This is a genomic window from Bradyrhizobium sp. SZCCT0148 (genome assembly GCF_018129985.1).
Taxonomy (GTDB): Bacteria; Pseudomonadota; Alphaproteobacteria; order Rhizobiales; family Xanthobacteraceae; genus Bradyrhizobium; species Bradyrhizobium japonicum_H.
This window is the reverse complement of record NZ_JAFCKT010000013.1, coordinates 130,476-156,487: the sequence shown is the minus strand read 5'-3', so window position 1 is coordinate 156,487 and position 26,012 is coordinate 130,476. Positions and strand designations below refer to the sequence as shown.

Below are 26,012 nucleotides of genomic sequence, written 5' to 3'. Positions count from 1 at the left end.
TATTTCCCCCGGAGGGCTCAGCTCACGGCCGCCGCCACCTGCGGCCGTCGCCGTCCGAGCAGAACCAGGATCAGCACCGTCGCGCAGGAGAACACCAGGGTGAGACCGAGCGCGCCGCGGCTGCCGAATGTGGTGAGCAGGCCGACGAGGAGTGGCGGCGAGATCGCGGAGGCGAGATTGAGGGGCAGCGCGATCATCGACATCGCCTTGGCGAACTCGGCCTGGTCGTAGAACACGAGCGGGATCGTGGCGCGCGCCACCGCCATCGCGCCGCTGCCGGCGCCATAGAGCAGGATGAAGACCGCGACTGCCCAGGTCGCGCCCTCGCTCAGCATCAGAAGCAGCATGGCGACGGGCAGCGCCGTGCCCGCGACGAGCCCCGTCGTGATCCCGTCCCATCGCCCGCCGCCGAGGAGATCGAGCCCGCGGGCGCTGACCTGGATCACGCCCAGCATCGAGCCGAAGAGGAGGGCCTGCGCGGGCGTGAGCCCCTCTGCCCGCAACAGCTCGATCATGATGGCGCTGATGCCGAAATTGACGAAGGCGTTGAGCGTAATCGCGGCGACGACGAGGCCGAAGGTGCTCCTCGGAATCGCGGGCGGTGACGCCTTGACCGGCTCGCCGCCAGCATTCCCCGCGATCTTCCGGCGCGGTGCAAACGCATAGAGCGGCAGGCTGACAACGAGCATCATCGCGGCATAGACGAGGCACGTCCCCCGCCAGCCGAGGTGCCCGCTGAGAAACGAGGTCGTCGGCCAGAAGATGCTGCTTGACAGGCCCGTCACCAGCATCAAGGCGCCGATCGCGTTCTTAGCCTGTCGCCCGGCGATCTCGTTCAGCATGATATAGGCGCCGGTCGAGAGCGTGGCGCTGCCCGCGATGCCGAGGATGATCCAGGCAGCGAAATAGAGCATCGGCTCGCGCGCAAGCGACAGCAGCACGAAGCCCGGGACGGTGACGACCGTGCCGACCATCATGACCTTTCGCGCGCCATGCAGCGCAAAGGACCTGGCGAGCCACGGCGCGCACAGGCCCATCGAGACGTAGAGAACGGATGTCCCGGCAAACACGGCAGGCAGGCTCATGCCGAGATCGGCGGCGAGATCGCGCCCGACAATGGCTGGTAGCCCGATCGTGCCCCATCCGACCAACTGCGTGATCGCCAGCACCAGCAGGACGCCGATCAGCCTGCTGTCAGATTTCAAGAACCGCATTCCAAACGTCGCCTGCCCGGCGGCGCAGATTGCGCCAACAAGTACCTATTACCTGCAGATTGAGGTCACAGGAATGTCGGTCGGGGTGGGCACTGCTGCGTCCGCCGCAGAGCAGCCGTCCTCAAGCTGTATGGCCGGGATCGACGTGTTTCGGCGTCTTCTTCTCGCGCTGCGGCGTCATCTTCGCCGGATCGGGTGCACCGGGGACGCCGCGGGGACCTAGCTGTTCGCGCTGGATGTCGTCCTCGGAACGGGATGGCTCGACGCCGTTCGGCTCAGGAGACTTGGTCATCGCGTTCCTCCTTGTTCGGTGGCCCCTCTAGGGTGCCGCCTTGAAGCCCAGCGTGCCCTCGCCTTCCAGGCGGCCGGGGACGCTGACGTGAACTTCATGTCCCTGCCGAATCGCCAACGTCGCGGCCAACACCGCGGACTCGAACGCTGCTTCTTTGGTGGCATACCTGTTCTTGACGTCTCCGTCGTGCAGCACGCCCCACTCGTCCTCGACGGCAACGATGGCATATTGTGCAAGGCTCATTGATCACTCCTGACGCTGCGTGAGTTGGGGATGGGCGGCGGTGACGCGCCAGACGGTGTTGCCGGTGTCGTCCGCAATCAGCAACCCTCCGCTCTTGTCCAGCGCAACGCCGACGGGACGGCCGCGCGCCTTGTTGTCGCTGTTAAGAAAGCCGGTCACGACGTCCTGCGCCGGCCCTGACGGCTTGCCGCCCTCGAACGGGACGTAGACGACCTTGTAGCCATTCAGCACTTGCCTGTTCCAACTGCCGTGCTCGCCAACGAAGGCGCCGCCGCGATAGGCGGCGGGCAGGCTCGTGCCGGTGGAGAACACCATCCCCAGCGGAGCGACATGCGAGCTCAGGGCATAATCCGGCATGATCGCCTTGGCGACCAGATCCGGCCGCTGCGGCTTGACGCGGGGATCGACGTGCTGGCCGTAATAGCTGTAGGGCCAGCCGTAGAAGGCGCCGTCCTTCACCGAGGTCATGTAGTCGGGAACGAGATCGGGCCCGAGTTCGTCGCGCTCGTTCACCACCGTCCACAGAGCGCCGGTTTGGGGCTCGAAGCTCAGCCCGTTGGGATTGCGCAGGCCGCTTGCGAACACGCGCCAGCGTCCGCTGGCACGGTCGACCTCAAGGATGGCGGCGCGGTTGTGCTCGGCCTCCATGCCGTTCTCGGTGATATTGCTGTTGGAGCCGACGCCGGCATAGAGCTTCGAACCGTCGGGGCTGGCCACCAGGCTCTTGGTCCAATGGTGGTTGATCGGCCCGCCCGGCAGCGGTGTGAGCACCGTGGCCGGCGCGGTGATCCTGGTGTCGCCCTCGGTGTAGGGAAATCTGAGGATCGCATCGGCATTGGCGACGTAGAGCTCGTTGCCGACGAGCGCGATGCCGAACGGCGAATTGAGTTGGTCGAGGAAGACGGTTTGCGTATCCGGCACGCCGTCGCCATTGCTGTCACGCAGAAGCGTGATGCGATTGCCCGGCCCGTTATCGTTGCCGCCCGAGGTCGCCCAGGACTCGATGTAGCCCATGACGATCTCCTTCGGGCGCTTGATCCCTGCGCCCTTCGGCGCCTTGGATTCCGCCACCAGCACGTCGCCATTGGGCAGCACGTAGACGAAGCGCGGATGCTGCAGGCCGGTGGCAAACGCCTTGACCTGCAGACCCTCGGCGACGGTGGGCGTCTCGTCCTTCTTCCATCCGACGATGCGCGCGATGTGCATGGGCGGCAGCAGATATTGCTGGATGTCGGGGAGTTTCGGGTTGGCGCCGATCTGCGCCTTGGGATCGCCGCTGCCGTCGTCGCAGCCGGCCAGGAGCAGCACGGAGGAGCAGAGCAGCGCGCGGGACAGCTTCGACATCATCGCGCAACTCCAACGCCGTGGCGATAGACCATGGCCCAGCCGAGCCATCCCGTGACGGGCAATATCAGGACGGTGATCACGGAGAGAATGAGCCCGGTCGGCCACACCGAGGTCCAGGCATCGCGGGCGTGAACGAGCGTGTTCACGGTCGCCAGGACCAGCGCCAGGACATTTCCGATCAGATGGGGCCAGGCCGGCGCTTGCGCACGCACCAGGCGGTTGCCGAGAAAATCGGTGAGGCCCGCGATCGCGGCCAGCACGCCGAACACGACGCCGACGAGCAGAAGCCAGGCGGAGAAATCCGCCCACATGATCTCGGCGCTGGCGACATAGGCGATGTCGGTCAAAAGCGCCCCGATGAAGCACGCGATCGGGATCGGCACCAGCATCGGATGAATTGGATGACCCGCGATTTCAGCGGTGGTGCGCACGCGCACGTCTTCTCGCACGGTTTGGCCTCGTGTGGCTTTCGGTCCTGCCCGAGCGAGAAACTCATGCGTGGTCTGATGGTTCCTAGGGCGCGTGCGGCCCCCGCAAACCCAACGCGCATCGACCGACGACGAAACAGCCTGGGCGACCGTGCCGCCTTAGGTCCTGCCTGCAAGCTCGACGGCGTCTCGTGGCGTGAGACCAATAGAAGGACCGCGGCCCGGATGACGATGGGCCCTCACCGCGCTTGCCTCCGTCATCCCGACGGCGACATCAGCGTTCTCAGTGCCCAGGAGCGCCGCCGACGCGCGTCAGACCCAGCCTTTCACGGACCTCGTCATCCTCGATCGCCTGATCCAGGCGCGCATCCTTGCCGGCTTCGAAGCCCTCCGCGATTGCCTCGAGTGCCCGAAACGCCTCCCCTGCGCTCGGTGCCGCCGCGATGTGAGCAAGCGACTGGCCGTTGACGGTGAGATCGGCCTCACCCCAAGGGGTGGTGTCAATCTCCAGGCGGTCACCGCCGGCCTTTGCGGTGAAGTGCTGGACGGTGGATTTGGAGGTCGGCAGCGTCAGATCCGGCGTCCAATCGATCGGCTTGTCGGTCATGTCGTGGTTGTCCCGCAGTTACAACCAACGAATAGACCATGCCGCGCAAGTGACATTGACCTGGATCAGGCCCGGCGCGGCCGGCCGTCAGCGCAGGAGTTAGCCCGCCTTCCTCCCTTGCCGGGTGGTTGCGAGCAATACCAGGAGGAACGAGGCCGCAGTCATCAGCGTCGATATCGCTGCAATCGTCGGGTCGATCTCGTCTCGAAGCGCAGTGAACATGCGCTTGGTCAGCGGCTGGTACTGGCCGCCGGAGATGAACAGCGCCACGATGGTCTCGTCCATTGCCGAGATGAAAGCAAAAATGCCGCCGGCGATCACGCTGGACTTGATCTGCGGAAGGGTTACCGCGAAGAAGCTGCGCAAACGGTTCATGCCGAGGCTTCGCGCAACCATCTCCTGCGCCGGATCGAAACTCTGCAGGCCCGCCAGCACCGAGATGACGACATAAGGCAAGCCCAGCATCACATTGGCGAGCACGAGGCCGGGCAAGGTCGCGACCAGGCCGACCTTGGCGTAGACGAAGAAGATTCCGACCGCGGTGATGATGATCGGGACCACCAGCGGCAGCAGCAGCGTCATATGGACGACGCGCATGATGCGCAGCTTGGACTGGCTGATGGCATAGGCAGCAGCCACCCCACACGGTGTCGCGATCACGACGGTGAACAGCGCAACCGTCAGCGTCACGCGCGTTGCCTGCATCCAGGCCGGGTTCGTGAAATATTGCTGATACCAGCGCGTCGAGAACGACGGCGGCGGGAAAGTCAGGAAGCGCGCGCTGGAGAACGAGATCGGCGCGATGATGAGAACGGGCAGGATCAGGTAGACCAGGACCAGCGCGCTGATCACATACAGGGCAATCCGTGCGGCCGAGATGCGCATCATTTCTGCCCCAGCACGCGGTCGAGCGAGATGAAGCGGCTGACGACGAAGAAGATCGCGAGCACACTCACGAGCAGGACAACGGCGACAGCACTGGCCGCGCCGAACTGGTTATAGAGTTCGACGTTGCGACTCACGAGCATGGACACCATCACGGTGCGGCCGCCGCCGAGCAGCTCCGGCGTGATGTAGAAGCCGAGGCAGAGCACGAACACCATCGTGCAGCCGGCGAGCACGCCGGGCAGCGACAGTGGCAGGAACACGCGAAAGAATGTCAGCGACGGGCTCGCGCCGAGGCTGGCGCCGGCCTGCATGAGATCGCCGGGGATCTTCTGCATCGTGGCATAGAGCGGCAGCACCATGAACGGCAGCAGGATGTGCACGGTCGCTACCACCGTACCAAAACTGTTGTGGACCAGAGCGAGTGGCTCGGAGATCACGTCGAAATAGCGCAGGAATTGGTTGATCACGCCGCTGCGCTGGAGCAGCGCCAACCAAGCATAGGCGCGGACCAGCACGCTGGTCCAGAACGGCAGCACGACCAGCGACAGGATCAGGATGCTCCAGCCCTTCGGCACCGAATTGGCGAGATAGGCCACGGGATAGCCGAGCAGCAGAGCGATCAAGGTGACAGCGAGGCTGATCTCGAAGGTCAGCGCGAAGCTTCGCCAGTAGATGTCTTCGGTGAAGACACGCCGGTAGTTCTCCAGCGTGAATCCGTCATGGTAGATCGACTGCCAAGCGAGCCAGCCGACCGGCAGCACGATCAAGAGCAAGATCACGAGCAGCGCCGGCGACACCAGCGCCAGCATCAGCCAGTGCTCGCGGCGCTGATGCTTTTGCGATGGATCGGACACTGTCATCGTCAACGCTGCCTCGTCTCACTTCTGCATGAACGATGCCCAGCGCTTCTCGGCGGCTTCGCCGGCCGGCGATGACCACCAGGCGTAGGACATCAGGGCCTGCTTGGCCGCGTTCGCCGGCTCGCTCGGCAATTGCGCGGCACGGTCGGGCTTGATCACGTTGGTCTCAAACGCCTTCGGGTTGCCGGGGCCGTAGTCGATGTGGAGCGGCAGATTGGCCTGGTGCACGGGATCGACGGCCTCGTTGAGGAATTTCACCGCGGTGTCGAGGTTCGGTGCGCCCTTGAGGATGCAGAGCGAGGTGCTCTGAAGGACGCCCTGGTTATAGGTGAAGGCAACCTTGGCGCCTTCCTTGGCGACCGCGCTGACTCGGCCGTTCCAGGCCATCTCCATGTCGACCTCGCCGTCGTTGAGCAGTTGCGCCGACTGCGCCCCCGAAGTCCACCACACCGTGATGTGCGGCTTGATCTCCTCGAGCTTCTTGAAGGCGCGATCGACGTCGAGCGGATAGAGCTTGTCGGGCGCGACGCCGTCGGCCATCAATGCGGCCTCGAGCGTGGCGAACGGGTGGTTGCGCAGGGCGCGGCGGCCGGGGAATTTCTTCACGTCCCAGAAATCCGCCCAGCTGTTCGGCGCGTCCTTCGGGAACGTCTTCTGGCTGTAGGACAGCACGCTGGAATAGAACTCGTAGGAGACCGAATAGGGACTGCGATAGGCCTCCGGCATCGCCGCGCCGTTCGGAATCTTCGAGAAGTCGAGCTTCTCGATCAGCCCCTGCTCGCCGCCACGCAGGCAGTTGCCGGTGGGCGTGTCGACGACATCCCAGATCGGCTTGCCGCTGCCGACCTGGGTTTTGATCGCAGGCCAGGCGTCGGGAATCGAGTCCTGGTTGATGGTGATGCCGAGCTTCTTGGCGCTGGGATCCAGGATCGCCACCGTCTGCGCCTGCTGGTAGGCGCCGCCTTGCGAGACGAAGGTGATCTGGTCGGCGGCATCGGCCGCACCCGCAAATCCGATTGCGCCGAGCAGCGCGCAGCCCATTCCAAACTTCTGCTTCATCGTCATCCTCGCCTCCTCCAAAGGAATTTCACTGGCCGATCGCATCGAGAAACTGATACCAGCCGGCGACCATGCGCACGGCGGGTTCGCGCAGCGGATAGAACGGAATGGACCTCATGCGGCTGGCATCGAGCAGCCCGACATCGGGACCCTCGCCGCGCACGAGGGCCGCGAGATAGCGGCCCATCAGGCTCGACATCGCAACGCCCGCGCCGTTGTAGCCCAGCGAGACCAGCGTGCGGTCGTCGATCCGGCCGATATGGGGCACCGAGTCCAGCGTCATCGCGACAAGGCCCGACCATTTGTATGCGAGCGGGACCTCGGCCAAATCCGGAAAGATTCCGACCATCGCCTTGCGCAGCGCGTCGAAGGCGGCCTGCGAGTCCTGCTTGCCGAAGGCGCCGCGGCCGCCGAAGATCACGCGGTTATCGACCATGCGGAACCAGCGCATCATGCGTTTGGTCTCGGTGTAGGTCCGCCCTGTCGGCATCAGCCTTCCAGCGAGATTGCGCGGCAGCTGTTCGGTCGCAACCATGGCGCTGCGGAACGGGACCAACGTGCGCTGCATATGTGCAGTGGCGCCAGTCAGATCGGAATAGCTGTTGGTGGCGATGATCGCCTGTTTGGCACGCACGGCGCCTCGCGGCGTCTCGGCGACAACACCGTCCTGCTCGCGCCGCAGCTTGACGACCGGGGATTCCTGGAAGATCGGAACACCACGGCGCGCCACGCCGTCGGCAAGGCCCCGCAGATAGTTCAGCGGATGGATGCCGCCGGAGCCCGGATTGAGAACGCCGCCGACAAAGATGTCGGAGCCGGTCTCCTCGCGCACCTCGCGCTTGCCGAGGATGCGGACCTCGGCAGACCCCATCTCACGCGTCATCCAGTTGGCCTCGTCGATCGCGGCCTTCAGCGTCGTCTCGTTATGCGCGGCCTTGACCTGTCCGGTGCGCGTCAGGTTCGCGCTGGTGATGCCGAATTCGGACACCAGTTCCTCGACCATGTCGGTCGATTCATGCGCGATTTCGTACATGCGCTTCGCCATGGCGCGGCCATGCGCGGCATCGATCTCGCGGAACGACAGACGAAACTTTGCGGTGATCACGCCTCCGTTGCGTCCGCTGGCGCCCCAACCGGGGCGGTTGGCTTCCAGCACGATCGGCGATGCGCCGTCCCTGGCGATGTGGTGCGCGGCAGAGAGGCCGGTGTAGCCCGCGCCGATGATCACCACATCCGCCTGGCGTTCGTCCGACAGCACGGGAAAGTCGCGCGCCGGCTCCGCCGTGGCTTCCCACAGCGAGTTGACCGATGGCAATGCGCTCCAGTCGCGGGTCATGCCGGCGCTCACGGATTTACGCCGCGGGCCCGATGGCGGCGTCGGCCAGCGCCTTCAAGGTCGGGAAATGGAAGTCCGGCTTGGTCAGCGTCTCCACCGCCGGCGTGCCGCCGAAACCGGCGACGCCCTGGCGGCGCTCGATCCAGCACACCTTGTAGCCGAGTTTCCGCGCGATCCCGATGTCGTGGTACTGGCTCTGGGCGACGTGCAGAATGTCGGACTGCTTGTAGCCGAACGCCGACTGACGCCCCTTGTTGTAGGCGAAGAATTCCGGATTTGGCTTTGCCACGCCGGTGTCGTCGGCACAGACGGTGTCGTCGAAGGGATCGTCGAGCGCGTGGGCGTAGGCGGACAGCGCGACGCGGTCGGCATTGGTCATCGCAACCAGGCGGAATTTCGTGCGCAGCCGCTTAAGCGCCTCGGCCGAATCCGCGAACGGGCCCCAGCGCAGCACCGAGAGCTGGAAGGTGTCGCAGGACGCGTCGTCGGACGGCAGTCCGAGTTCCTTGGCCAGATGGCGGTAGACGTGGAACATCGCCTCGCTGGAGCGCTCATAGTGCTTGTCGCGGCCGCGCTTATAGGGCTCGAAAATCTGCTCGTCGCTGAGCTCGGCCGGCGTCTTGCCCGAGATCTTGCGCACCGCTGCGAGCACGCCGGCCTCGAAATCGATCAAGGTGCCGACGACGTCGAAGGTGAGGACCTTGAAATTGCTGAACGCGGCTTGGGTCGACATATCGTTTCTTCTTTCGGTTGGACAAGGCTTGAGTTCAGTCCTTCACCCTCGGCACGACGATGGTGTCCTGGGGATGAAGGGTCACGGTGAGGCTGCCGCCGAGCGGCGGGATGCGGCTGTAGGCCTGATGATAGCTAGGCTGGCGCAGGCTGAGCACGATGCCGTCGGCGAGCGCCAGAAAGATGCGCAGGCTCTCGCCCTGATAGACGATATCGGTTACCGTGCCGGTGAGCCGGTTGCAGGTGGCATCCTGTGCGCCGTCGTCGATCAGCAGCTTTTCGCTGTGCACCGCCAGCATCAGCGCATCGCCGTTGGGGATGGCGCGGGCGCTACGCAGCAGCGCGTTGCCGAGCGCGACGCTGGTGGCATCGACACGGCGGACCGGCAGCATCGTGGCTTCACCGATGAAGCTCGCGACGAAGGAATCGGCGGGATGGTCGTGCAGCCGCTCGGGCTCGTCGATCTGGATCAGCCTGCCGTCCTTCATCACCGCGACACGGTCGCTCATGGTCAGCGCCTCGCGCTGGTCGTGGGTGACGTAGATGATGGTGGCGCCGATCCGCCGGTGCAGCGCGCGCAGTTCGATCTGCATGGATTCGCGCAGCTGCTTGTCCAGCGCGGAGAGCGGCTCGTCCATCAGGATCAGCCGCGGCTCGAAGATCATGGCGCGGGCGAGCGCGACGCGCTGGCGTTGGCCGCCGGAGAGCTGCGCGATGCCGCGCTCCTCGTAGCCGGCGAGGCCGACCATCGCGAGCGCCGCGCGCACCTTGTCGGGCCAGCTTGCCTTCGGCAGGCGACGTGCACGCAAGGGGAAGGCGACATTCTCGCCGACACTCATATGCGGGAACAGCGCATAGTTCTGGAAGACGACGCCGATGTCGCGCTTGTGCGGCGGCATGTAAGTGACGTCGCGACCGCCGAACAGGATCGTGCCTGTCGTGGGCAGGATGAAGCCGCCCAAGATGCCAAGCAGCGTGGTCTTGCCGGAACCCGAAGGACCGAGCAGCGATACGAACTCACCGGCGCCGACATTGAGGGAGACGTCGTCGAGAGCGCGAACGGCGCCGTACGCCTTGCTCGCGGACCGGATCTCGACGCTTTCCGCTCGTTTGTCCAACGATCGCCCTCGCCTCGTTCCCCGTCATGACGTGCCTCACTGCGCGCCATAAGCCTGCATTATAGACAGCGTCCCGGAGCATTTGCGGGTGCAGCGTGCGCCGCACCATAATGGTCTCCCGAACACCCTGTCTTTAGGCTGCGACACGAATGACACCAGACTTGGCAAAACTCGGCAATTGCCAAATTCTCACCGCGCCCATAACATGACGTTATGCCCGAGCTGCGCCGGATGCTGCCCTCAAGTAACGCCCTGTTCGTCTTCGACGCAGCGGCGCGCAATGGCAGCTTCACGGCGGCTGCCGCCGAACTCAACGTCACGCAGCCGGCGGTGAGCCGGATGCTCGGACAATTCGAGGAGCATCTCGGCGTTCGCCTGTTCGACCGCAAGGCGGGCCGCGCGGTGCTCACCGAGGAAGGCGAGCAGCTCTATCGCCGCGTGCTCGAAGGCTTTCGCAGCATCGAGAGCGGCCTCGTCGAGATCGAGCGGCGCCGCAAGGGCACCGAGACCGTGACGCTGTCGGTCTCCTCCGCCTTCACCACGCATTGGCTGATGCCGCGCATCGACAAACTCCAGAAGCAGTTTCCCCAGGTCGATCTGCGCTTCCAGCTGATCTCCGGCGCATTGCGCGGGCCGGTGGAGAATGTCGATCTCGGCATGCGCTTCCGCGATCGCGACGAGCCATCGTCCGGCGGCACACTGGTGATGAAGGAAGTGATGCTGCCGATGTGCAGCCCGACCTATCTCGGCGCGACCGATCCCACCGAGGGCAACACCATCATCCGCCTCGCCGAGACGCCGGGCGACTGGGCCGCGGATTACGCATCCCTGCTCACCGGTCGTCGCGGTGCAGCCAAGGGGCTCAGCTTCACAGATTATGCCGTCGTGATGCAGGCCGCCCTGCTCGGCCAAGGCATCGCGCTCGGCTGGCTGACGGTCGCCTCGCATTGGCTCCTGACAGGCGCGCTGGTGCCGGCCTCCGAGACGCTCACCACCACGCGCCGTCTCTGCGAGTTCCTGCCGCCACGCAACCGGCCCATGCGGCCCATTGCGGCCGAGATCCGGGATTGGATCATCGCGCAAATGCGGACCGAGCTGGCTGCAATCGATCGGCAATATCCACGACTTGGCTTGATGCCTGCGTGCTACTGAGCTGTTCAGGCGGATTCGCAAAGCTCCGGCCATCTGACGATCGACGTCAGCAAGCAGGCTTCAATTTTGATGCGATCCAGGCGTTGGAGCGGGTGAAGGGAATCGAACCCTCGTATTCAGCTTGGAAGGCTGCTGCTCTACCATTGAGCTACACCCGCGTCAGGGCTCCCTAACACGGCCGGGCGGCGGCCTCAACTGCCCTGGAGGTCGCTTTCCGGTGTCGCCCCGGCCTTGCGATCAGCTCCGGTTCCGCCGGAGCCGCCGCCTCTTAACAGCGGCGCCGATGCCGCCTATATTGGTGTCTTCCGCAACCAACGAAAGGAGGTGATCCAGTGTCTCTTACCAAGCGCTGTCACCTCGCTGGGATCGCCCGCTAAGCTCTGAATAAGGGATTGGCATCGGGGCGCTCTCAGCCCTGGACCAGCGAGCAAGAATCGGGCGCGACGGGGCTTCCCCGCCGCGCCTTTTTCTTGGGATGTCCGGGATCGAAAAAGCAGCTCAGCCCGTGCGAAGCCGCTCACGCAACGCGACGGCGGCGATCAACATGCCGATGCACCAGGCGACAACCGCCTGGCGAGGCTCCCCGCCGAGCAGCACCGTGACAATGCTCGCCAGCAGGCACGGCACGATCGCTTTGCCTGTCCGGCTCGTCAGTGCGAGCAGGAACGGCATCGACGCGATCGGTATTTGCAGAACGTCCATCTTGGGCAATCGGTCGCGAGGCATCAGAAGCCGCAAACACCGAGCACGCGCGGCCGCTTGCCGCGCCGGCTTTCGACGATGCGCTCGCCGCCATTCGCGGCCGAACTGCCGTAATAGCGGTGATGACCGCTTTGGTCGTGCAGATCGGCCGTCTGAGATGGTCCGGCCCGACGTGCGTCGCAGATGATCTTGATGTGACCCGACATTGCCGCCTCCAGCAGAAATCTTGTTGTTGTGGTCATCAGTCGCGACCAATTCCGGGGGCGTTCACATGGCCGGTGCGCAATCGGGTTTCAGGACGGTTTCGTCGCGGCCAGGCAACGCAATATTTTATGTGGGGGATTGTCGGCATCGCCTGCGGTGCTACGTCCTTCGGGATCGGTGCAGAAAGACAATGAGGTGACGATGCTGTACGCCATCCTGGCCTACCATGTGGAAGACGAAATCCTGTCCTGGACGCCTGAGCAGGACGCCGCGGTCGTTGCCAAGGTCATCGAAGTTCAGGCCCCCTTGCGGGCCAGCGGGCAGTTCGGGCCGGCCGCTCGTCTGGATGAGACCCGAAAGGCCCGCACCTTGCGCGGACCCGGCGCGGGCATGGTGCTGGACGGACCGTTTGCCGAGACCAAGGAGCAGCTGCTGGGCTTCCATTTGATGGAATGCGCCACCGAGGAGGAAGCGATCGCCGCGGCGCGGAAACTGCGTGCGGTCAATCCAACTGCGGTCTACGAAATCCGCCCGGTCAAGCTTTACGTGCCGGCCGATGGGTTCGGCGCGACGGCCGGGTGAGACTCAACCTCTCGCGCCCGGCCCGGTCCGCGCTCCGTAGAAGCGCTGGATCAGGAGGCCGCCGAAGGCGAGGAACCACAGAAAGGGCGCGGCGTGCGGCGCGAAGGCCGCCACGATCGTGCCCGGAATGAACACGAGCAGCGGAAACAGCGAGGCCATGATCTCATGGCTCCAGCCGCCCAATATCCTCCACCATAGCCAGGCGTTGAGGCCGGCGATCGCGCTCAGATGCAGGCCGTAGAGCACCGCGACCGCGCTGCTGAGGGGATAGTTGGTGTAGAGGCCGTTGGTGACAGGCAGCAGCACGATCGAGAGCAGGAAAAACAGATTGAGCATCACCGCACCGCGGCTGCCCACCGGCTGGCGCGCCAATCGGCGGTGATGGCTGATCCAGAATACGCCGGCAATGATGAAGCTGAGCGCGAAGCCGATCAGCTTGCCCGAATAGACCCGGGCCAGATCGTTCCAGTCGGGCGCGCTCGTAAATACAGCGGCCTTCGGCAGGTCGTAGGCCAGCAGCGTCATGGCGACGCCAAAGATGGTATTGCTGAGCGACTCCAGCCGCCGCATCTCGAACTGCTCGGGCTCGAACTTGGGCTCGAACTTGGGGTCGGTCATGCCGGCTGCACGCTTTTCGGGCTGGAACCTTGGGCCGTCTTTTCCCTAGGTGCTAAATCGAGTTTCGTCCAGCCGCATTGCGATTCGCGCGGCAATAGCCGACTCTCGCCCTTTCACCGGGGCGATTCGTGGCGACATATCTGGACACGCTCAATGCGGAGCAGCGCCGCGCCGTCGAGCATGGCGTGGCCGATGGCGCGACCGTGGGCGCTCCCCTGCTGGTCATTGCCGGCGCCGGCTCCGGCAAGACCAACACGCTGGCGCACCGCGTCGCGCATCTGATCGTCGCCGGCGCCGATCCGCGCCGCATCCTGCTGATGACGTTCTCACGCCGCGCGGCGGCCGAGATGGCCGGCCGGGTCGAGCGCATCGCCCGCAAGGTGTTGGGGGAGAACAACGCCGCGATCATGCGCGATGCGCTGACCTGGGCCGGCACCTTCCACGGCATCGGCGCTCGCCTGTTGCGCGAATATGCCGAGCGGATCGGCGTCGATCCCTCCTTCACCATCCACGACCGCGAGGATTCCGCGGACCTGATGAACCTGGTCCGGCACGAGCGCGGCCTGTCGAAGACCGAGAGCCGCTTTCCCGCCAAGGGCACCTGCCTGTCGATCTACTCGCGCTGCGTCAACGCCGAGATGGAGATCGAGAAGGTCTTGGGCCAGCACTATCCCTGGTGCGCAGGGTGGGCAGCCGAGCTGAAGGGACTGTTCGCGGCTTACGTCGAGGCCAAGCAGGCCCAGCACGTGCTCGATTACGACGATCTGCTGCTCTACTGGTCGCAGATGATGAGTGATGCGCTGATCGCCGAGGAGATCGGCGGCCGCTTCGATCACGTCCTGGTCGACGAGTACCAGGACACCAACCGCCTGCAATCCTCGATCCTGCTGGCGCTCAAGCCGGACGGACGCGGGCTCACCGTGGTCGGCGACGATGCGCAGTCGATCTATTCGTTCCGCGCCGCCACCGTCCGCAACATCCTGGACTTTCCGCAGAGCTTCTCGCCGCGCGCGGAGATGATCACGCTCGACCGCAACTACCGCTCGACGCAGACCGTGCTGGCAGCGGCCAATGGCGTCATCGGGCTCGCGCGCGAACGCTTCACCAAGAACCTCTGGACCGACCGCGCCGCCTCGCACAAGCCGCAGCTCGTCACCGTGCATAACGAGGCCGACCAGGCGCGCTACATCGTCGAGGAGGTGCTGGCGAACCGCGAGCAAGGCGCGCTGCTCAAGCACCAGGCGGTGCTGTTCCGGACATCCTCGCATTCCGGCCCGCTCGAGATCGAGCTGACCCGGCGCAACATTCCGTTCGTGAAGTTCGGCGGGCTGAAATTCCTCGATGCCGCGCACGTCAAGGACGTACTGGCGCTGCTGCGCTTTGCCGAGAACCCGCGCGACCGCGTCGCCGGTTTCCGCATCCTGCATTTGTTGCCGGGCATTGGTCCTGCGACCGCGCAGCGCGTGCTCGACCAGATGGCGGAGAGCAGCGACCCGCTTGCCGCGCTCGGCCAGCTGCCCATGCCGCCACGCACCGGCGCCGACTGGACCGACTTCGTCCGCACCGTCGAGAATTTACGCTACTCGGAATGGCCGGTCGATCTCGAACGCGTGCGGCTGTGGTACGAGCCGCATCTCGATCGCCTGCATGAGGACTCCGAGACGCGCCGCGCCGACCTGATGCAGCTCGAGCAGATCGCGAGCGGCTATGCCAGCCGCGAGAAGTTCTTGACCGAACTCACGCTCGACCCGCCGGATGCGACCAGCGACAAATCCGGGCCGCCGCTGCGCGACGAGGACTATCTGATCCTCTCGACCATCCACTCCGCCAAGGGCCAAGAGTGGAAGTCTGTGTTCGTGCTCAACGTCGTCGACGGCTGCATGCCGTCCGATCTCGGCGCCGGCACCTCCGCCGAACTCGAAGAGGAGCGCCGCCTGCTCTATGTCGCGATGACGCGCGCCAAGGACGATCTGCACCTCGTCGTGCCCCAGCGCTTCTTCGTCCACGGCCAGGCCGCCAAGGGCGACCGCCACGTCTACGCCTCGCGCACCCGATTCATCCCGGAGCAGCTGGTCTATCTGTTCGAGCGCACCGCCTGGCCCAAGGCCGCCGCCGGCGCTGCCCGCACCGCGGCGCAGGGCCCGAAGGTCGACATCGGGGCGCGGATGCGCGGAATGTGGCGGTAGACGCAAGAGGCTCGTCGCAGGACCTGTCAGGATAACGTGAACAACAGAGGTCCGGAATGAAAGCCGTCGTCGTCGAGCAATACGCCCCCATCGATCAGATCGAACTAAAGGACGTTCCGTCGCCGTCCATGGAGCCTGGGCAGGTGCGCGTTCGCGTGGAGGCTGCAGGAATCGGCTTCGTCGACGGCTTGAAGATCCAGGGCCTTTACCAGACCAAGGATCCCCTACCCTTCATTCCCGGAACGGAGTTCGCGGGTGTCGTGACGGACGCGCCAAGCGCGCCCGGCGGCTATCAAGCCGGCATGCGCGTGATGGGGATGACGCGGTCGGGCGCGCTGGCCGAGGAGATCATCGTCAGGCCCGAAGCGCTCCTTAGTCTCCCAGACGGCGTCGCGGCCGGCGTCGCCGCCTCGTTTCGTGCCAATTATCTCACCGCCCTCTATGCGCTGAGCGCGCGCGCCGCGCTGGTCGCCGGCGAACAACTGCTGGTGCTGGGCGCGGCCGGCGGCACCGGCACCGCAGCCGTGCAGATCGGCAAACTGCTCGGCGCCCGCGTGATCGCGGCGGCATCGACGCCGGAGAAACGCGACTTCGCGCAGGCGCACGGCGCCGACGCGGTAATAGACTACACCCAGGCGAACTGGCGCGACACGCTCAAGGAGTTGACCAATGGACGCGGCGCGGACGTGATCTTCGATCCCGTCGGCGGCGAGATTTCGGTGCAGGCGTTTCGCTCCATCGCCTGGCGCGGACGCCATCTCGCGGTCGGCTTTGCCGCCGGCGCCATTCCCGCATTGCCGTTCAATCTGCCGCTTCTCAAGGGTGGCGCGCTGCTCGGCGTCGACCTCGCGCAGATTGCAACCCGCGAGCCCGACGTTCAGAAGCGTCTGATGTCGGAGCTGATCGGCTGGCTCGCCGACGGCAAGCTGAAGCCCGCGGTCGGCCGCGTCTTCGCACTGGAAGACTTTCGCGAGGCATTCAAGACGATGCAAACGCGCTCCGCACTCGGCAAGATGGTCGTGCGGATCTCGTCCTAGCGCTTCAGGTGATGGGCTCTGCGCTGCTCAGAAATTGTAGTTCAGCCCGGCCCGGACGAGATCGATGGTGGTGGTGGAACGAGCATTGAGAAAGCTCGGTGCGAACGGCGCGCCGGCAGGGAGGCTGCCGACGGCCGGGTAGTTGCTGCTGCCGAGATCGACGTGAAGATACTCGACCTTCAAACTGAGGTTCTGCGTGAAGCGCTTTTCGCCGCCGATGCCCGCCGTCCAGCCGGTCGCGATGCGGGACGAGCTGCCGGTGAAGCACGACCCTAATCCGTAGAACGGACCACAGGCGAAGGCGTAGCCGAAATTGCCGATCGAGTTCGACGCACCCGGCGGCAACGACACGCTGGCTGATTCACTGACGCGCCCGTAAGCGAAGCCGCCGGTGGCGAAGATCAGGAGATCCGGCGTCGCCAGGAATCCAACGCGGCCTCGGACGGTGCCGAACCAGTCGATGTTGCGGCTGACGTCGAACGTCGCCGGCTGCAGGCCGAAAAGCGTCACCGGCGTCGACGCGTTTGCCTTCAGGCTCGCGGCGGCGATGTCGGCCTCGACGCCGACCACGCCACGGCCGGCAAACTGCCAGTCATAGCCGACCTGCCCGCCGCCGAGCCCACCATCGGCGTTGGGAGACGCCGAGACCGCCGGAACGACAGGCTGGCCGAACGACAGGCTCTGCGTCAGCGCGTCTCCCGGAAGCGCCGTGACACCACCCCTTGCCCAGCCATAGCCTCCGTTGAGTCCGACATGAAATCCCGTCCAGTTGGTCTCGCCGGCTTGTGCAGACACGCATCCACCGAGAACCAATAGCGCCGCGGCAAGGGCCTTCTTCATACCGTGTCCTGTCATTGTCGCATCACGCCGGCAGCTGGCGCGCGCGGCCGCTCCCGAGACTCGCTGTCATCCTAGAAGGCGCCGCGCCAAAATCTCGGCGCTCCGTGCAACCGACCCTGCAATTTGCGCAACGGCGCGGAAATGTTTCCCGTGTTGCGAGCGCATCACACGGACTACCGCGCCGTGCCTGGACGGCGCCACGCCAGTTCGAACCGGGTTCGTCAGGCGCGCGACAAAGGCGTCGGACTTCGACGGGGGCTCGATCAGTTTGACGACCAAGCGCGCGACGCGTTTCCTGTTCAACACCGACGTTCTACCGCCGGAGGACAGGCTCGCCGCCTGGGTGGAGGATCTCGGAGCGCACGACATGCGGCTCGAGATCGAGCCTTCCGAGGCCGGCGCGGATCAGCCCGGCAATGGCGGCTTCGCATTCAGCTGGATCGGGCCATCCTTCTATCGCACCGTCGGCGAGGATGCGGCAACGCCACCTGTTGCCGGCGACGGAATCCTGCTGTGCTACGGCCCCATTGGCTCATCCGTGAGCGCAGGGCCTGCCCGGCTCAACAATGTCCGGCTGGACGGCACGCTGATCCGCGGCCGGATGCCCGACATCGACGCGCGGCTGCTGCGCCAAATGCCCTCGGACAACATCGCCCTTCGCCTGCTCCAGGCCTATGTCGAGGCGCTGGCTGCGAGCGGCATTCCCGCCGATCGCGGGCTCGCCCATGGCATCCAAGAACACATCATCGACCTGGTGGCGGCCTCGCTGCGGCTGGGCGACGACGATGTCGAGCGTGCGGCAGGCGACGTGATTGCGGTGACGCGCCTTGCTACGGCGAAGACGGATATCCGCACCCATCTCGCCGATCCAACTTTATCGGCCAAACAGGTCGCGCAGCGCCTCGGCCTGTCCGAACGATCGATCTATCTGCTGTTCGAACGCGGCGGCTTGAGCTTTGCCTCCTTCGTCATGGAGGAACGGCTCAAGCTTGCCTTCGCCATGCTGCTGGATCCCGCACGACGGCGCGACCGGATCGGCGACATTGCGCTCGCCGCAGGCTTCGGCGATCTCTCGACCTTCGACCGGAGCTTCCGCCGCCGCTATGGGCGAACCCCGTCCAGCCTGCGCCGCCCTGGGGCTGACCATCCGGCACCAAACAAAACGGATTGAAAAATCGGAAACCGAGCATTTCCGTGCGCGCCCTTGTGGCCCGGCTGCGGTTCATTAGATCTGGCCGATCATCCCACAGAGACCTGATCGATGACCGCACCGCTCGAATTCGGACTGGACACCTTTGGCGACGTCACCAGGGATGCCGCCGGCGCCATGCTTCCGCACGCGCAGGTGATCCGCAACGTCGTCGACGAAGCCGTGCTGGCCGACGAACTCGGCCTCGATTTCATCGGCCTCGGCGAGCATCACCGCGCCGATTTCGCAATCTCCTCGCCGGAGACCGTGCTCGCGGCGATCGCCGCGCGAACCAAGCGCATCCATCTCGGCTCGGCCGTGACGGTGCTGTCTTCGGACGACCCCATCCGCGTGTTCCAGCGCTTTGCCACGCTGGATGCATTGTCGAACGGACGCGCGGAGGTGATCCTCGGCCGCGGCTCGTTCACGGAGTCCTTTCCGCTGTTCGGCTTCGACCTGCGCAAATACGAAGAGCTGTTCGAGGAGAAGCTCGACCTGTTCGCCGCGCTCCTGTCGCAGAATCCGGTGAGCTGGGAGGGCAAGTTGCGTCCGCCGCTGCGGGATCAGCTGGTCTATCCGCCGGTCGAGCACGGCACGCTCAAGACCTGGATCGGCGTCGGCGGCAGCCCGCAATCGGTGGTGCGCGCCGCGCATTACGATTTGCCTTTGATGCTCGCCATCATCGGCGGCGATCCCGCGCGCTTTGCGCCCTTCGTCGATCTCCATCACCGCGCCGCCAAGGAATTCGGCCGCGCCGCGCAGCCGATCGGCGTACACTCGCCCGGCTATGTCGCCGAGACGGACGACGAAGCGCGCGAACAGCTGTGGCCCGACTACAAGGCGATGCGCGACCGCATCGGCAAGGAGCGCGGCTGGCCGCCGATGGGCCGCGACGAGTTCGTCAACGAGGTCGAGCATGGCTCGCTTTATGCGGGCTCGCCGGAGACGGTGGCACGCAAGATCGCCCGAACGGCGAAGACGCTCGGCATTGCACGGTTTCAGCTGAAGTATTCGGCGGGGCCCCTGCCGCACGAGAAGCTGATGAAGAGCATCGAGCTCTACGGGCGCAAGGTGGTGCCGATGGTGAAGGAGATGCTTGCCGCTTGATCCACGTCAAGTCGCACGATCGGGTTTCCGCACTAGAAGAGGATTCCCCCGTGCATCAGGACAAGCAAGGCGAATGGCACCTCTTTCCCGGAAGTCCCCGCAGGCGCGCCGCCGGAAGGCCCCCGGCAAATCGGCAGCGCAGGTCAAATCGGCCAGCGCGCGGACGCGCGCGATCGAGCTGACGGCGGTCGAGCGGTCTTTCGCCGAGCAGTCGTCCTCGGCTGCGCTGCAGACCGAGATGGCGGCGCTCGACAGCGTGCTGAAGGGGCCGCCGGCCCTTTCGCCGGACAGCGAGCCGGTGCAGGCCATTCTGACCGGCGCGGCGCCTGATGATGCCGAGCGTCTCCAGGCGCTGCTGACCGGCAGGGAAGCCAAGCGCGCGAGGCGGACCACCAGCGACGAATTGGCCGACGATTGGCGGCTGGGCGGTTACCCCTACAAGTCGCGGATGTATCGCCGCGACTACGAGGAGCAGAAGTTCGTCCTGCAGACCGAGCTGCTGAAATTGCAGAACTGGATGAAGGAAAGCCGGCAGCGCCTCGTCCTGTTGTTCGAGGGCCGCGACGCGGCAGGCAAGGGCGGCGCGATCAAGCGATTCATGGAACACCTCAATCCGCGCGGCGCGCGGGTCGTGGCGCTGGAAAAGCCGAGCGAGGTCGAGCGCGGCCAATGGTACTTCCAGCGCTACGTGCAGCATCTGCCGACCGCCGGCGAGATCGTGCTGTTCGACCGCAGCTGGTACAACCGGGCCGGCGTCGAGCGCGTGATGAGCTTCTGCTCGCCCGGAGAGTACGACGAATTCCTGCGTCAGGTCCCCGAGTTCGAACGCAATCTCGTACGCAGCGGGCTGCACCTCATTAAGTTCTGGTTCTCGGTCAGCCGCGAGGAGCAGCGCCGACGCTTCAAGGAGCGCGAAGGCCACCCGCTGAAGCAATGGAAGCTGTCACCGATCGATCTCGCCTCGCTCGACAAATGGGACGACTACACCCGCGCCAAGGAATCCATGTTCTTCCACACCGACACGGCGGACTGCCCGTGGATCGTCATCAAGTCCGACGACAAGAAGCGCGCCCGCCTCAACGCCATGCGCTACGTGCTCCATGCGATGCCCTATGCCGGCAAGGACAGCAAACGCATCGGCATGATCGACGATCTCCTGGTCGGGCGCGCGAACGTGATCCACGAGCGGGAGGAGCATGGGAAGTAGGGGGAGCAAAGCAACGATCCGGCCGGCCGCCATCGCCTACCAAAGTCGCTTCTTCGCAAAGGCGTGACCTCGATGTCCGAAGAGGCCACGTACGTGACGAGCCGCCACGGTCAGACGAACGCTTCGCTTTCCAGAGGATAGACAGAATGCATTGAGGCCGCCCTCCTTCGCCAAGGCTTCGGAGGGCATTCTGCGTCGCGCAGCTGGAGGCTGCAAAATCCTGCGAAGCGCTTCAGCGCGAAGCAGGATGGTGGGGGAGGCAGGACTCGAACCTGCGAAGCCATGAGGCGGCTGATTTACAGTCAGCTCCCTTTGCCACTCGGGACACTCCCCCGCTCGACGGCAGCACAATCGGGCCGGACCCTGCCGGCGACCGAAGACGGCCATGGAACGTGAAGGCCGCGACAGCCCGGATGGGGGCGCGACCGGGCGCGGTTATGGGCGATCCGGTGGGGCAAAGTCAACCGAGGCGACCAGCTAAAATCGCCCCCGAAGCCACCCAAATTGCCATATTCAGGGACCCGTGACACAAGCGAGCCCATGAAGGACAAAAAATTCACCCCCAGGGGCCCCCGCGGCGGGGCTAAGCCCTTCAACAAAACAGGGAAATCGGGCGGCCGACCGGCCTGGCGCGACCGCGATTCGCAGCCCGACGGGCCGGTCATCCTCTATGGCTGGCACACCGTCACCATGGCGCTGGCCAATCCGGCGCGGCAGATCCGCAAGCTGACGCTGACCGAGAACGCAGCCAAGCGGCTCGCCGACGAGAACATCGCAACCCGCGTCGCCCCCGAGATCGTCCGTCCCCAGGAGATCGACCGCCTGCTCTCGCCGGACGCCGTGCACCAGGGCCTGCTCGCCGAGGCCGACCCCCTGCCCTCGCCCGACATCGAGGACCTGGCGCAGGAAGGCATGGTGCTGGTGCTCGACCAGATCACCGATCCCCACAATGTCGGCGCCATCCTGCGCTCGGCCGCAGCCTTCGCGGTGAAGGCGATCGTCACCACCGCGCGCCACAGTCCGGAAGCGACCGGCGTGCTCGCCAAGGCCGCCTCGGGCGCGCTGGAGCTGGTGCCAATGGTGTCCGTGCAGAACCTCGCCCGCGCCCTGACCACATTGAACGAAACCGGCTTCCAGACCGTCGGCCTTGATAGCGAAGGCAGCGAGGATCTCTCGGACGTCGCGCTGCGCGAGCCGCTGGCACTGGTGCTGGGCGCCGAAGGCAAAGGCCTCAGGCAATTGACCCGCGAGACCTGCAGCGTCGTGGCGCGGCTCGACATGCCCGGCGAGATCAAGAGCCTCAACGTGTCGAACGCCGCCGTGCTCTCGCTCTATGTCGGCGCCAGCCGGCTGGGCCTGATGAAGCCGTGATTCAAAAAAGCAAAACGCCCGTCCGCATCGCGCGAACGGGCGTCTCGTCAGATCAACCGATCAGAGATCAGTAGTAGCGACGCAGCACGCGGTGGCCGCCATAATACGGCGCAGGCGCGTGGCGGTGGGCGTAGCCATAGCGCGGGCCATAGCCGTAATGCGTGCGCGGCAGATAGCCGACACGCGGGCCGTAGCCGTAGCGGTACGGACGGTAGTACGGGCGATGATACGGCGCGACGGCAGCACGATAACCATAGCCGTAGTTGGCGGGCGCGACGACCGCGTCTTCACGGTAGGTCGGATACGGCGCGAAAGCGCCCGGGCCGGTGTAGGTGGGACCCTGGTTGACGTAGTAATATTGCGTGGTCGGCTCGGCGAGACGCTCATAGGCGGCGCCATAGCCGTAGCCGGCACCATAGCCGTAGCCGCCGCAACCGGTGTTGCAGCCGGAATAGACCGGCGCAACCGGCTGGCAGGGGTTGAAGCCGCACGCCGCGGCGGGTGCCGTGGCGACGAACATCGCGGCAGCTGCCGCGACCAGTCCCGAAATCATCTGACGCATTACTCTCTCCTGTTGATTTCCGTTTGTTGGATTTGACGTTTCTTAACCCGGCGGCCGGCCGGGGGCTTGGACACGCGGTCGCGGTGGCCGCGGACGATCGTTGATCTCGGGCGCGAGGATCACCGGCGGAGCATCGACCGGCGCATTCATCTGCGCCGGCAGCGGCGCCGATTGCGCGCCCCAACTCTGGTAATAGCTCTCGGCGGGCTTCGGCAGTTTGCGATTCGCGGGCGGCTCGACCTCGAGCCGGCCATAGCCGGGGCGCAGGCCCATCGTCGGATAATAATGCCCGACGTCGGTCGGCTGCCGCTCGGCGACGTAGCGTCCGCCATAGATCGTGGGCTGCACCTGCTGATTCTTGCCCAGGCCCCAGACACCCTCGACCACGGCGTAGGACGCATCGATATTGTTGATGATGATCGGCACGCCGGGCCGGCCGGGGACGACGATATCGAAGCCGCTATCGGCAAACGCCGTCGCGGGCAGTCCGATCAGAAAGGCAGCAAGCGCTACGACACGCATCAAGGGATCCCGGTTATGCGCCGGCAACCTACCCGATCGGGGCGACAAGAGGGTTAAGGCGCGCTCACCAATTGCCGGTAAGCCTAATGTGTAAGGATTGCGCGGCGTTCAAATGCCGCCAAGCCCATCAGTGAAGCGTTAACGGCGCGCATCCGGCCAGAATGGAACTGTGCCGTGCTCACATCGGTTTGACCAACCAACTCGCGAAAATCGACAGTGTTTGCGGAACGTCCGGCGCCGCCAGCGTTTAGCCATCGTCAAGAATTTGGGAGACAAACAATCATGAACATCAAACTTCTCGGAGCGACGGCGATTGCAGTGACCATGCTGGCAGGCGCGGCCAACGCGCAGGCCGTCGTGAACGAACCGGGCCGCTGCGCAGCGCAATTCCCCAACGCGAACTGCAAGAATCTTGGTCCCGGCAATCCGTACACCGATCGTGGATACCGCAATCAGCGCGTGTCTTACCGTCAGACCAACTCCTACCGCCAGACCAATGGCGACTGGAATAACGACTGGAACAGGAGCCGCACCGGCTTCTGGCCGACCGACGTCGCAGCCGGTGTTGCCGGCGCCGCGATCGGCACCGCCGGCGCGATCGCCAGCGCGCCGTTCCGCGCCTGGGACGATTCCTATGCGTCCGACAATGGCTGGAACACCTCGTGGGATAACCGCGGCTGGGACAATCGTGGCTGGGACACCCGCAGCTACGCCCAGCGTAACGGCTTCGTCTGCACGCCCGGCACCTGGTTCAAGGGCGAAGACGGCCGTCGGCACATCTGCCAGTAAGTCGATCCATAACTGATGCGAGCGATCAGGCGGCCCCCGGGCCGCCTGATTCATGTCGGCTGCGACGGCTTTCCCGGTTCTGGCACTTTCCGATCAAGTCTGGTATTGCGGCGGCGCGACGGGTGGACAACCCCGGCCCATGCCGGCCCCTCCCCGGATCGTCAGGCGTCGCCGGCTTAGCTCAGCGGTAGAGCAGCGGTTTTGTAAACCGAAGGTCGGGGGTTCAATCCCCTCAGCCGGCACCAGTGTTTACAATGGCTTAGCTCTAAAATGTAGCCCGACCTTTTTCCTTTCTTCCCGAAACGGCACCCTCGGGGCTACAACGGGCTACATTGGATGCGACCACTGGACCAATACCACCGTTTTCGTGCACTCGACGATGGGCTTGGATCGGCAGCAAGCCTGCTCCGCCACGCGTGTCCGACAGAGCGTCCTCGATCTGAAGGTGGCCGCTCTGATTGCGTCTCTGGAAACGCCTATTCTCAAGATGCTCCGGGAAAGCAGTTCGCCAGATATTGGCGCATCGTGGATGCGTCGTTTGAGCAAGCATCTTTTCAGGTCGACCGTGTGGCTATCAATGCGTAACCAACGGGCAAGCTGATTCGGACAACTTCCCGAAGGCCTCTTCGCCCGACATAGTCTGCACCAGCTTGTAATAATCCCAAGGTTGTTTGGACTCCTCGGGCTTCTTTACTTGCATGATATACATCTCATGCTCCATCAGGCCATCGGCGCGGATCTTGCCGCTGCTGGTGAACATGTCGTCAATCTTCATCTTCTTGAGCTCAGCCATCACCTTCTCTGAATTGGTCGAGCCGGCGGCTTTGACGGCGTTGAGGTAGGTCATAGTCGCCGAATAATAGCCCGCCTGATTCATTGTCGGCTCACGCTTGGTCTTTTCATAATAGCGCTTGGCGAAGGTGCGGGTCTTGTCGTTGAGATCCCAATACCAGGCAGTAGTGAGATAGAGGCCCTGTGCAGTCTTGAGGCCGAGGCTGTGAATGTCGCTAACGAAGGCGAGCAATGCGGCGGGCTTCATCGTCTTGGCGATCCCGAACTCGTCGGCAGCCTTGATCGAATTAGTGAAGTCGTTGCCGGCATTGGCAAGTCCAAGCACCTGTGCGCCGGTATTTTGTGCCTGGAGCAGATAGCTTGAAAAATCTGACGTCGAAAGCGGAACGCGTACGGCGCCTATCACCTTGCCGCCATTGGCCTCGACTACCTTCGAGGCGGAATCCTGCAACTGAGTGCCGAAGGCATAGTCGGCCGTGAGAAAGAACCAGGTTTTGCCGCCCTGTTTCACCATCGTCTTGGCGGTGCCGTTGCCGAGTGCCGTAGTGTCGTAGACGTAGTGCACCGTGTACGGTGTGCAGTCCTTGCCGGTCAATGACGCGCCGGCTGCGCCAATGGCAATGAATGGGACCTTCTTTTCCCTGGCGACATTGTTCATCGCCAGGCTGACTCCCGTGTTCGATCCGCCGAGAATCATCGTAACGCCATCGCGATCTGCCCATTCACGGAACTTTTGAGCTCCGACGTCGGGCTTGTTCTGGTGATCGGATACCATGAATTCGATCTTATTGCCGAGCACGCTGCCGCCGAAATCATCGATCGCCATCTTCGCAGCCTCGACGCCACCGGGGCCGATGACATCGGCATAGAGGCCGGACATGTCGTCGATATCGCCGATCACGACCTTGTTTTCGGCAGCGTGTCCGGCTGTCGCCGCTGCCACGGACGCTGCGAGCAACCAGGGGATAGTTCTTAGCGCGATGTATTTCATAACAGCGTTCCTCCAATGTTGAATTTTGGCGCGCGTA

At 64.7% G+C, this 26,012-nt stretch carries 28 protein-coding genes and 3 tRNA genes; 10 read left to right on the top strand and 21 right to left on the bottom strand.

Annotated features, from left to right (window positions below; all coding sequences use genetic code 11):
* Positions 1–17 precede the first annotated feature (17 nt).
* The 12 genes from JQ580_RS28310 to JQ580_RS28255 form a co-directional block, all read right to left on the bottom strand.
* Positions 18–1,214 (bottom strand): MFS transporter, encoded by a 1,197-nt coding sequence (locus JQ580_RS28310; protein WP_212283781.1) that lies wholly within the window; start codon positions 1,212–1,214, stop codon positions 18–20.
* Between the two features lie 121 nt (positions 1,215–1,335).
* Positions 1,336–1,506, bottom strand: a complete 171-nt coding sequence (locus JQ580_RS28305; RefSeq protein ID WP_212283779.1) for a hypothetical protein — start codon at positions 1,504–1,506, stop codon at positions 1,336–1,338.
* A gap of 27 nt (positions 1,507–1,533) precedes the next feature.
* Positions 1,534–1,749 carry a hypothetical protein gene (locus JQ580_RS28300; protein ID WP_212283777.1) on the bottom strand — a complete coding sequence of 72 codons (216 nt, stop codon included), beginning with the start codon at positions 1,747–1,749 and terminating at the stop codon, positions 1,534–1,536.
* 3 nt (positions 1,750–1,752) lie between these two features.
* A complete protein-coding gene (locus tag JQ580_RS28295) occupies positions 1,753–3,096 on the bottom strand; it encodes a PQQ-dependent sugar dehydrogenase (RefSeq protein WP_212283775.1) in 1,344 nt (447 codons plus the stop codon).
* Positions 3,093–3,485 (bottom strand): DUF2231 domain-containing protein, encoded by a 393-nt coding sequence (locus tag JQ580_RS28290; protein WP_249134498.1) that lies wholly within the window; start codon positions 3,483–3,485, stop codon positions 3,093–3,095. The genes JQ580_RS28295 and JQ580_RS28290 overlap by 4 nt, the downstream gene beginning before the upstream one ends.
* 322 nt (positions 3,486–3,807) lie before the next feature.
* Entirely contained in the window at positions 3,808–4,131 is a 324-nt protein-coding gene (locus JQ580_RS28285) for a hypothetical protein (RefSeq protein ID WP_212283771.1), read from the bottom strand.
* A 99-nt stretch (positions 4,132–4,230) separates the two neighbouring features.
* Positions 4,231–5,019, bottom strand: coding sequence for an ABC transporter permease (locus tag JQ580_RS28280; RefSeq protein WP_212283770.1), 789 nt, complete (start codon positions 5,017–5,019; stop codon positions 4,231–4,233).
* Positions 5,016–5,879: an ABC transporter permease gene (locus tag JQ580_RS28275; protein ID WP_249134487.1), complete on the bottom strand. Its 864-nt coding sequence runs from the start codon at positions 5,877–5,879 to the stop codon at positions 5,016–5,018. The genes JQ580_RS28280 and JQ580_RS28275 overlap by 4 nt, the downstream gene beginning before the upstream one ends.
* 18 nt (positions 5,880–5,897) lie before the next feature.
* Complete coding sequence (locus tag JQ580_RS28270) at positions 5,898–6,944, bottom strand: ABC transporter substrate-binding protein (protein ID WP_212283768.1); 1,047 nt, start codon at positions 6,942–6,944, stop codon at positions 5,898–5,900.
* Between the two features lie 22 nt (positions 6,945–6,966).
* Positions 6,967–8,274, bottom strand: a complete 1,308-nt coding sequence (locus JQ580_RS28265; protein ID WP_212283766.1) for an NAD(P)/FAD-dependent oxidoreductase — start codon at positions 8,272–8,274, stop codon at positions 6,967–6,969.
* 16 nt (positions 8,275–8,290) lie between these two features.
* Positions 8,291–9,007 carry an HAD family hydrolase gene (locus JQ580_RS28260; protein WP_212283764.1) on the bottom strand — a complete coding sequence of 239 codons (717 nt, stop codon included), beginning with the start codon at positions 9,005–9,007 and terminating at the stop codon, positions 8,291–8,293.
* A 34-nt stretch (positions 9,008–9,041) separates the two neighbouring features.
* Positions 9,042–10,124, bottom strand: a complete 1,083-nt coding sequence (locus tag JQ580_RS28255; protein ID WP_212283762.1) for an ABC transporter ATP-binding protein — start codon at positions 10,122–10,124, stop codon at positions 9,042–9,044.
* 213 nt (positions 10,125–10,337) lie between these two features.
* Between JQ580_RS28255 and JQ580_RS28250 the strand changes: the two genes are divergently transcribed.
* A complete protein-coding gene (locus JQ580_RS28250) occupies positions 10,338–11,276 on the top strand; it encodes a LysR family transcriptional regulator (protein WP_212283760.1) in 939 nt (312 codons plus the stop codon).
* 84 nt (positions 11,277–11,360) lie between these two features.
* On the opposite strand, the gene JQ580_RS28245 is transcribed toward JQ580_RS28250, so the two are convergent.
* The 3 genes from JQ580_RS28245 to JQ580_RS28235 form a co-directional block, all read right to left on the bottom strand.
* Positions 11,361–11,434, bottom strand: a tRNA-Gly gene (locus JQ580_RS28245).
* Between the two features lie 340 nt (positions 11,435–11,774).
* A complete protein-coding gene (locus JQ580_RS28240) occupies positions 11,775–11,978 on the bottom strand; it encodes a hypothetical protein (protein ID WP_212283758.1) in 204 nt (67 codons plus the stop codon).
* A gap of 23 nt (positions 11,979–12,001) precedes the next feature.
* Positions 12,002–12,184 (bottom strand): hypothetical protein, encoded by a 183-nt coding sequence (locus tag JQ580_RS28235; RefSeq protein WP_212283756.1) that lies wholly within the window; start codon positions 12,182–12,184, stop codon positions 12,002–12,004.
* Positions 12,185–12,383: 199 nt separating this feature from the next.
* On the opposite strand from JQ580_RS28235, the gene JQ580_RS28230 reads away from it, so the two are divergent.
* Complete coding sequence (locus JQ580_RS28230) at positions 12,384–12,764, top strand: YciI family protein (RefSeq protein ID WP_212283754.1); 381 nt, start codon at positions 12,384–12,386, stop codon at positions 12,762–12,764.
* A 3-nt stretch (positions 12,765–12,767) separates the two neighbouring features.
* Here JQ580_RS28230 and JQ580_RS28225 read toward each other — a convergent pair whose 3' ends face one another.
* On the bottom strand, positions 12,768–13,382 hold the full coding sequence (locus JQ580_RS28225) for a TMEM175 family protein (protein WP_212283752.1): 615 nt from the start codon (positions 13,380–13,382) through the stop codon (positions 12,768–12,770).
* A 128-nt stretch (positions 13,383–13,510) separates the two neighbouring features.
* Between JQ580_RS28225 and JQ580_RS28220 the strand changes: the two genes are divergently transcribed.
* A complete protein-coding gene (locus JQ580_RS28220) occupies positions 13,511–15,568 on the top strand; it encodes an ATP-dependent helicase (protein WP_212283750.1) in 2,058 nt (685 codons plus the stop codon).
* A 56-nt stretch (positions 15,569–15,624) separates the two neighbouring features.
* Entirely contained in the window at positions 15,625–16,605 is a 981-nt protein-coding gene (locus JQ580_RS28215) for an NADPH:quinone oxidoreductase family protein (RefSeq protein WP_212283748.1), read from the top strand.
* A gap of 27 nt (positions 16,606–16,632) precedes the next feature.
* Here JQ580_RS28215 and JQ580_RS28210 read toward each other — a convergent pair whose 3' ends face one another.
* Complete coding sequence (locus JQ580_RS28210) at positions 16,633–17,445, bottom strand: outer membrane protein (RefSeq protein ID WP_212283746.1); 813 nt, start codon at positions 17,443–17,445, stop codon at positions 16,633–16,635.
* Between the two features lie 268 nt (positions 17,446–17,713).
* Here JQ580_RS28210 and JQ580_RS34160 point away from each other — a divergent pair, with 268 nt between their 5' ends.
* From JQ580_RS34160 to ppk2, 3 genes are all read left to right on the top strand, one after another.
* Positions 17,714–18,616, top strand: a complete 903-nt coding sequence (locus JQ580_RS34160; protein WP_283814000.1) for an AraC family transcriptional regulator — start codon at positions 17,714–17,716, stop codon at positions 18,614–18,616.
* 90 nt (positions 18,617–18,706) lie between these two features.
* Entirely contained in the window at positions 18,707–19,741 is a 1,035-nt protein-coding gene (locus JQ580_RS28200) for an LLM class flavin-dependent oxidoreductase (RefSeq protein WP_212283744.1), read from the top strand.
* A gap of 238 nt (positions 19,742–19,979) precedes the next feature.
* Complete coding sequence (gene ppk2 / locus JQ580_RS28195) at positions 19,980–20,948, top strand: polyphosphate kinase 2 (protein ID WP_249134495.1); 969 nt, start codon at positions 19,980–19,982, stop codon at positions 20,946–20,948.
* A gap of 248 nt (positions 20,949–21,196) precedes the next feature.
* Here the strand turns inward: ppk2 and JQ580_RS28190 are convergent.
* Positions 21,197–21,282 (bottom strand) — tRNA-Tyr (locus JQ580_RS28190).
* A gap of 206 nt (positions 21,283–21,488) precedes the next feature.
* On the opposite strand from JQ580_RS28190, the gene rlmB reads away from it, so the two are divergent.
* Entirely contained in the window at positions 21,489–22,319 is an 831-nt protein-coding gene (gene rlmB, locus JQ580_RS28185) for a 23S rRNA (guanosine(2251)-2'-O)-methyltransferase RlmB (RefSeq protein ID WP_212283740.1), read from the top strand.
* A gap of 67 nt (positions 22,320–22,386) precedes the next feature.
* Here rlmB and JQ580_RS28180 read toward each other — a convergent pair whose 3' ends face one another.
* Positions 22,387–22,881 carry a hypothetical protein gene (locus JQ580_RS28180; protein WP_212283738.1) on the bottom strand — a complete coding sequence of 165 codons (495 nt, stop codon included), beginning with the start codon at positions 22,879–22,881 and terminating at the stop codon, positions 22,387–22,389.
* A 42-nt stretch (positions 22,882–22,923) separates the two neighbouring features.
* Positions 22,924–23,403 (bottom strand): hypothetical protein, encoded by a 480-nt coding sequence (locus JQ580_RS28175; RefSeq protein ID WP_212283736.1) that lies wholly within the window; start codon positions 23,401–23,403, stop codon positions 22,924–22,926.
* Between the two features lie 282 nt (positions 23,404–23,685).
* Here JQ580_RS28175 and JQ580_RS28170 point away from each other — a divergent pair, with 282 nt between their 5' ends.
* A complete protein-coding gene (locus tag JQ580_RS28170; RefSeq protein ID WP_212283734.1) occupies positions 23,686–24,192 on the top strand; it encodes a hypothetical protein in 507 nt (168 codons plus the stop codon).
* A gap of 170 nt (positions 24,193–24,362) precedes the next feature.
* Positions 24,363–24,437: transfer RNA gene (locus JQ580_RS28165), tRNA-Thr, on the top strand.
* A 329-nt stretch (positions 24,438–24,766) separates the two neighbouring features.
* On the opposite strand, the gene JQ580_RS28160 is transcribed toward JQ580_RS28165, so the two are convergent.
* Entirely contained in the window at positions 24,767–25,975 is a 1,209-nt protein-coding gene (locus JQ580_RS28160; RefSeq protein WP_212283732.1) for an ABC transporter substrate-binding protein, read from the bottom strand.
* Between the last annotated feature and the right edge of the window lie 37 nt (positions 25,976–26,012).

Excerpts from the sequence above, each read along its gene's own strand:
- JQ580_RS28275 (WP_249134487.1), bottom strand. The coding sequence starts at position 5,879 with ATGACAGTGTCCGATCCATCGCAAAAGCATCAGCGCCGCGAGCACTGG.
- rlmB (WP_212283740.1), top strand. The coding sequence starts at position 21,489 with ATGAAGGACAAAAAATTCACCCCCAGGGGCCCCCGCGGCGGGGCTAAG.
- JQ580_RS28270 (WP_212283768.1), bottom strand. The coding sequence starts at position 6,944 with ATGACGATGAAGCAGAAGTTTGGAATGGGCTGCGCGCTGCTCGGCGCA.
- JQ580_RS28250 (WP_212283760.1), top strand. The coding sequence starts at position 10,338 with ATGCCCGAGCTGCGCCGGATGCTGCCCTCAAGTAACGCCCTGTTCGTC.
- JQ580_RS28215 (WP_212283748.1), top strand. The coding sequence starts at position 15,625 with ATGAAAGCCGTCGTCGTCGAGCAATACGCCCCCATCGATCAGATCGAA.
- JQ580_RS28280 (WP_212283770.1), bottom strand. The coding sequence starts at position 5,019 with ATGATGCGCATCTCGGCCGCACGGATTGCCCTGTATGTGATCAGCGCG.
- JQ580_RS28305 (WP_212283779.1), bottom strand. The coding sequence starts at position 1,506 with ATGACCAAGTCTCCTGAGCCGAACGGCGTCGAGCCATCCCGTTCCGAG.
- JQ580_RS28260 (WP_212283764.1), bottom strand. The coding sequence starts at position 9,007 with ATGTCGACCCAAGCCGCGTTCAGCAATTTCAAGGTCCTCACCTTCGAC.
- JQ580_RS28170 (WP_212283734.1), top strand. The coding sequence starts at position 23,686 with ATGAACATCAAACTTCTCGGAGCGACGGCGATTGCAGTGACCATGCTG.
- JQ580_RS28230 (WP_212283754.1), top strand. The coding sequence starts at position 12,384 with ATGCTGTACGCCATCCTGGCCTACCATGTGGAAGACGAAATCCTGTCC.
- JQ580_RS28225 (WP_212283752.1), bottom strand. The coding sequence starts at position 13,382 with ATGACCGACCCCAAGTTCGAGCCCAAGTTCGAGCCCGAGCAGTTCGAG.
- JQ580_RS28290 (WP_249134498.1), bottom strand. The coding sequence starts at position 3,485 with ATGCTGGTGCCGATCCCGATCGCGTGCTTCATCGGGGCGCTTTTGACC.
- JQ580_RS28235 (WP_212283756.1), bottom strand. The coding sequence starts at position 12,184 with ATGTCGGGTCACATCAAGATCATCTGCGACGCACGTCGGGCCGGACCA.
- ppk2 (WP_249134495.1), top strand. The coding sequence starts at position 19,980 with ATGGCGGCGCTCGACAGCGTGCTGAAGGGGCCGCCGGCCCTTTCGCCG.
- JQ580_RS28285 (WP_212283771.1), bottom strand. The coding sequence starts at position 4,131 with ATGACCGACAAGCCGATCGATTGGACGCCGGATCTGACGCTGCCGACC.
- JQ580_RS28200 (WP_212283744.1), top strand. The coding sequence starts at position 18,707 with ATGACCGCACCGCTCGAATTCGGACTGGACACCTTTGGCGACGTCACC.
- JQ580_RS28265 (WP_212283766.1), bottom strand. The coding sequence starts at position 8,274 with ATGACCCGCGACTGGAGCGCATTGCCATCGGTCAACTCGCTGTGGGAA.
- JQ580_RS28210 (WP_212283746.1), bottom strand. The coding sequence starts at position 17,445 with ATGAAGAAGGCCCTTGCCGCGGCGCTATTGGTTCTCGGTGGATGCGTG.
- JQ580_RS28300 (WP_212283777.1), bottom strand. The coding sequence starts at position 1,749 with ATGAGCCTTGCACAATATGCCATCGTTGCCGTCGAGGACGAGTGGGGC.
- JQ580_RS28310 (WP_212283781.1), bottom strand. The coding sequence starts at position 1,214 with ATGCGGTTCTTGAAATCTGACAGCAGGCTGATCGGCGTCCTGCTGGTG.
- JQ580_RS28240 (WP_212283758.1), bottom strand. The coding sequence starts at position 11,978 with ATGGACGTTCTGCAAATACCGATCGCGTCGATGCCGTTCCTGCTCGCA.
- JQ580_RS28175 (WP_212283736.1), bottom strand. The coding sequence starts at position 23,403 with ATGCGTGTCGTAGCGCTTGCTGCCTTTCTGATCGGACTGCCCGCGACG.
- JQ580_RS28160 (WP_212283732.1), bottom strand. The coding sequence starts at position 25,975 with ATGAAATACATCGCGCTAAGAACTATCCCCTGGTTGCTCGCAGCGTCC.
- JQ580_RS28295 (WP_212283775.1), bottom strand. The coding sequence starts at position 3,096 with ATGATGTCGAAGCTGTCCCGCGCGCTGCTCTGCTCCTCCGTGCTGCTC.
- JQ580_RS28180 (WP_212283738.1), bottom strand. The coding sequence starts at position 22,881 with ATGCGTCAGATGATTTCGGGACTGGTCGCGGCAGCTGCCGCGATGTTC.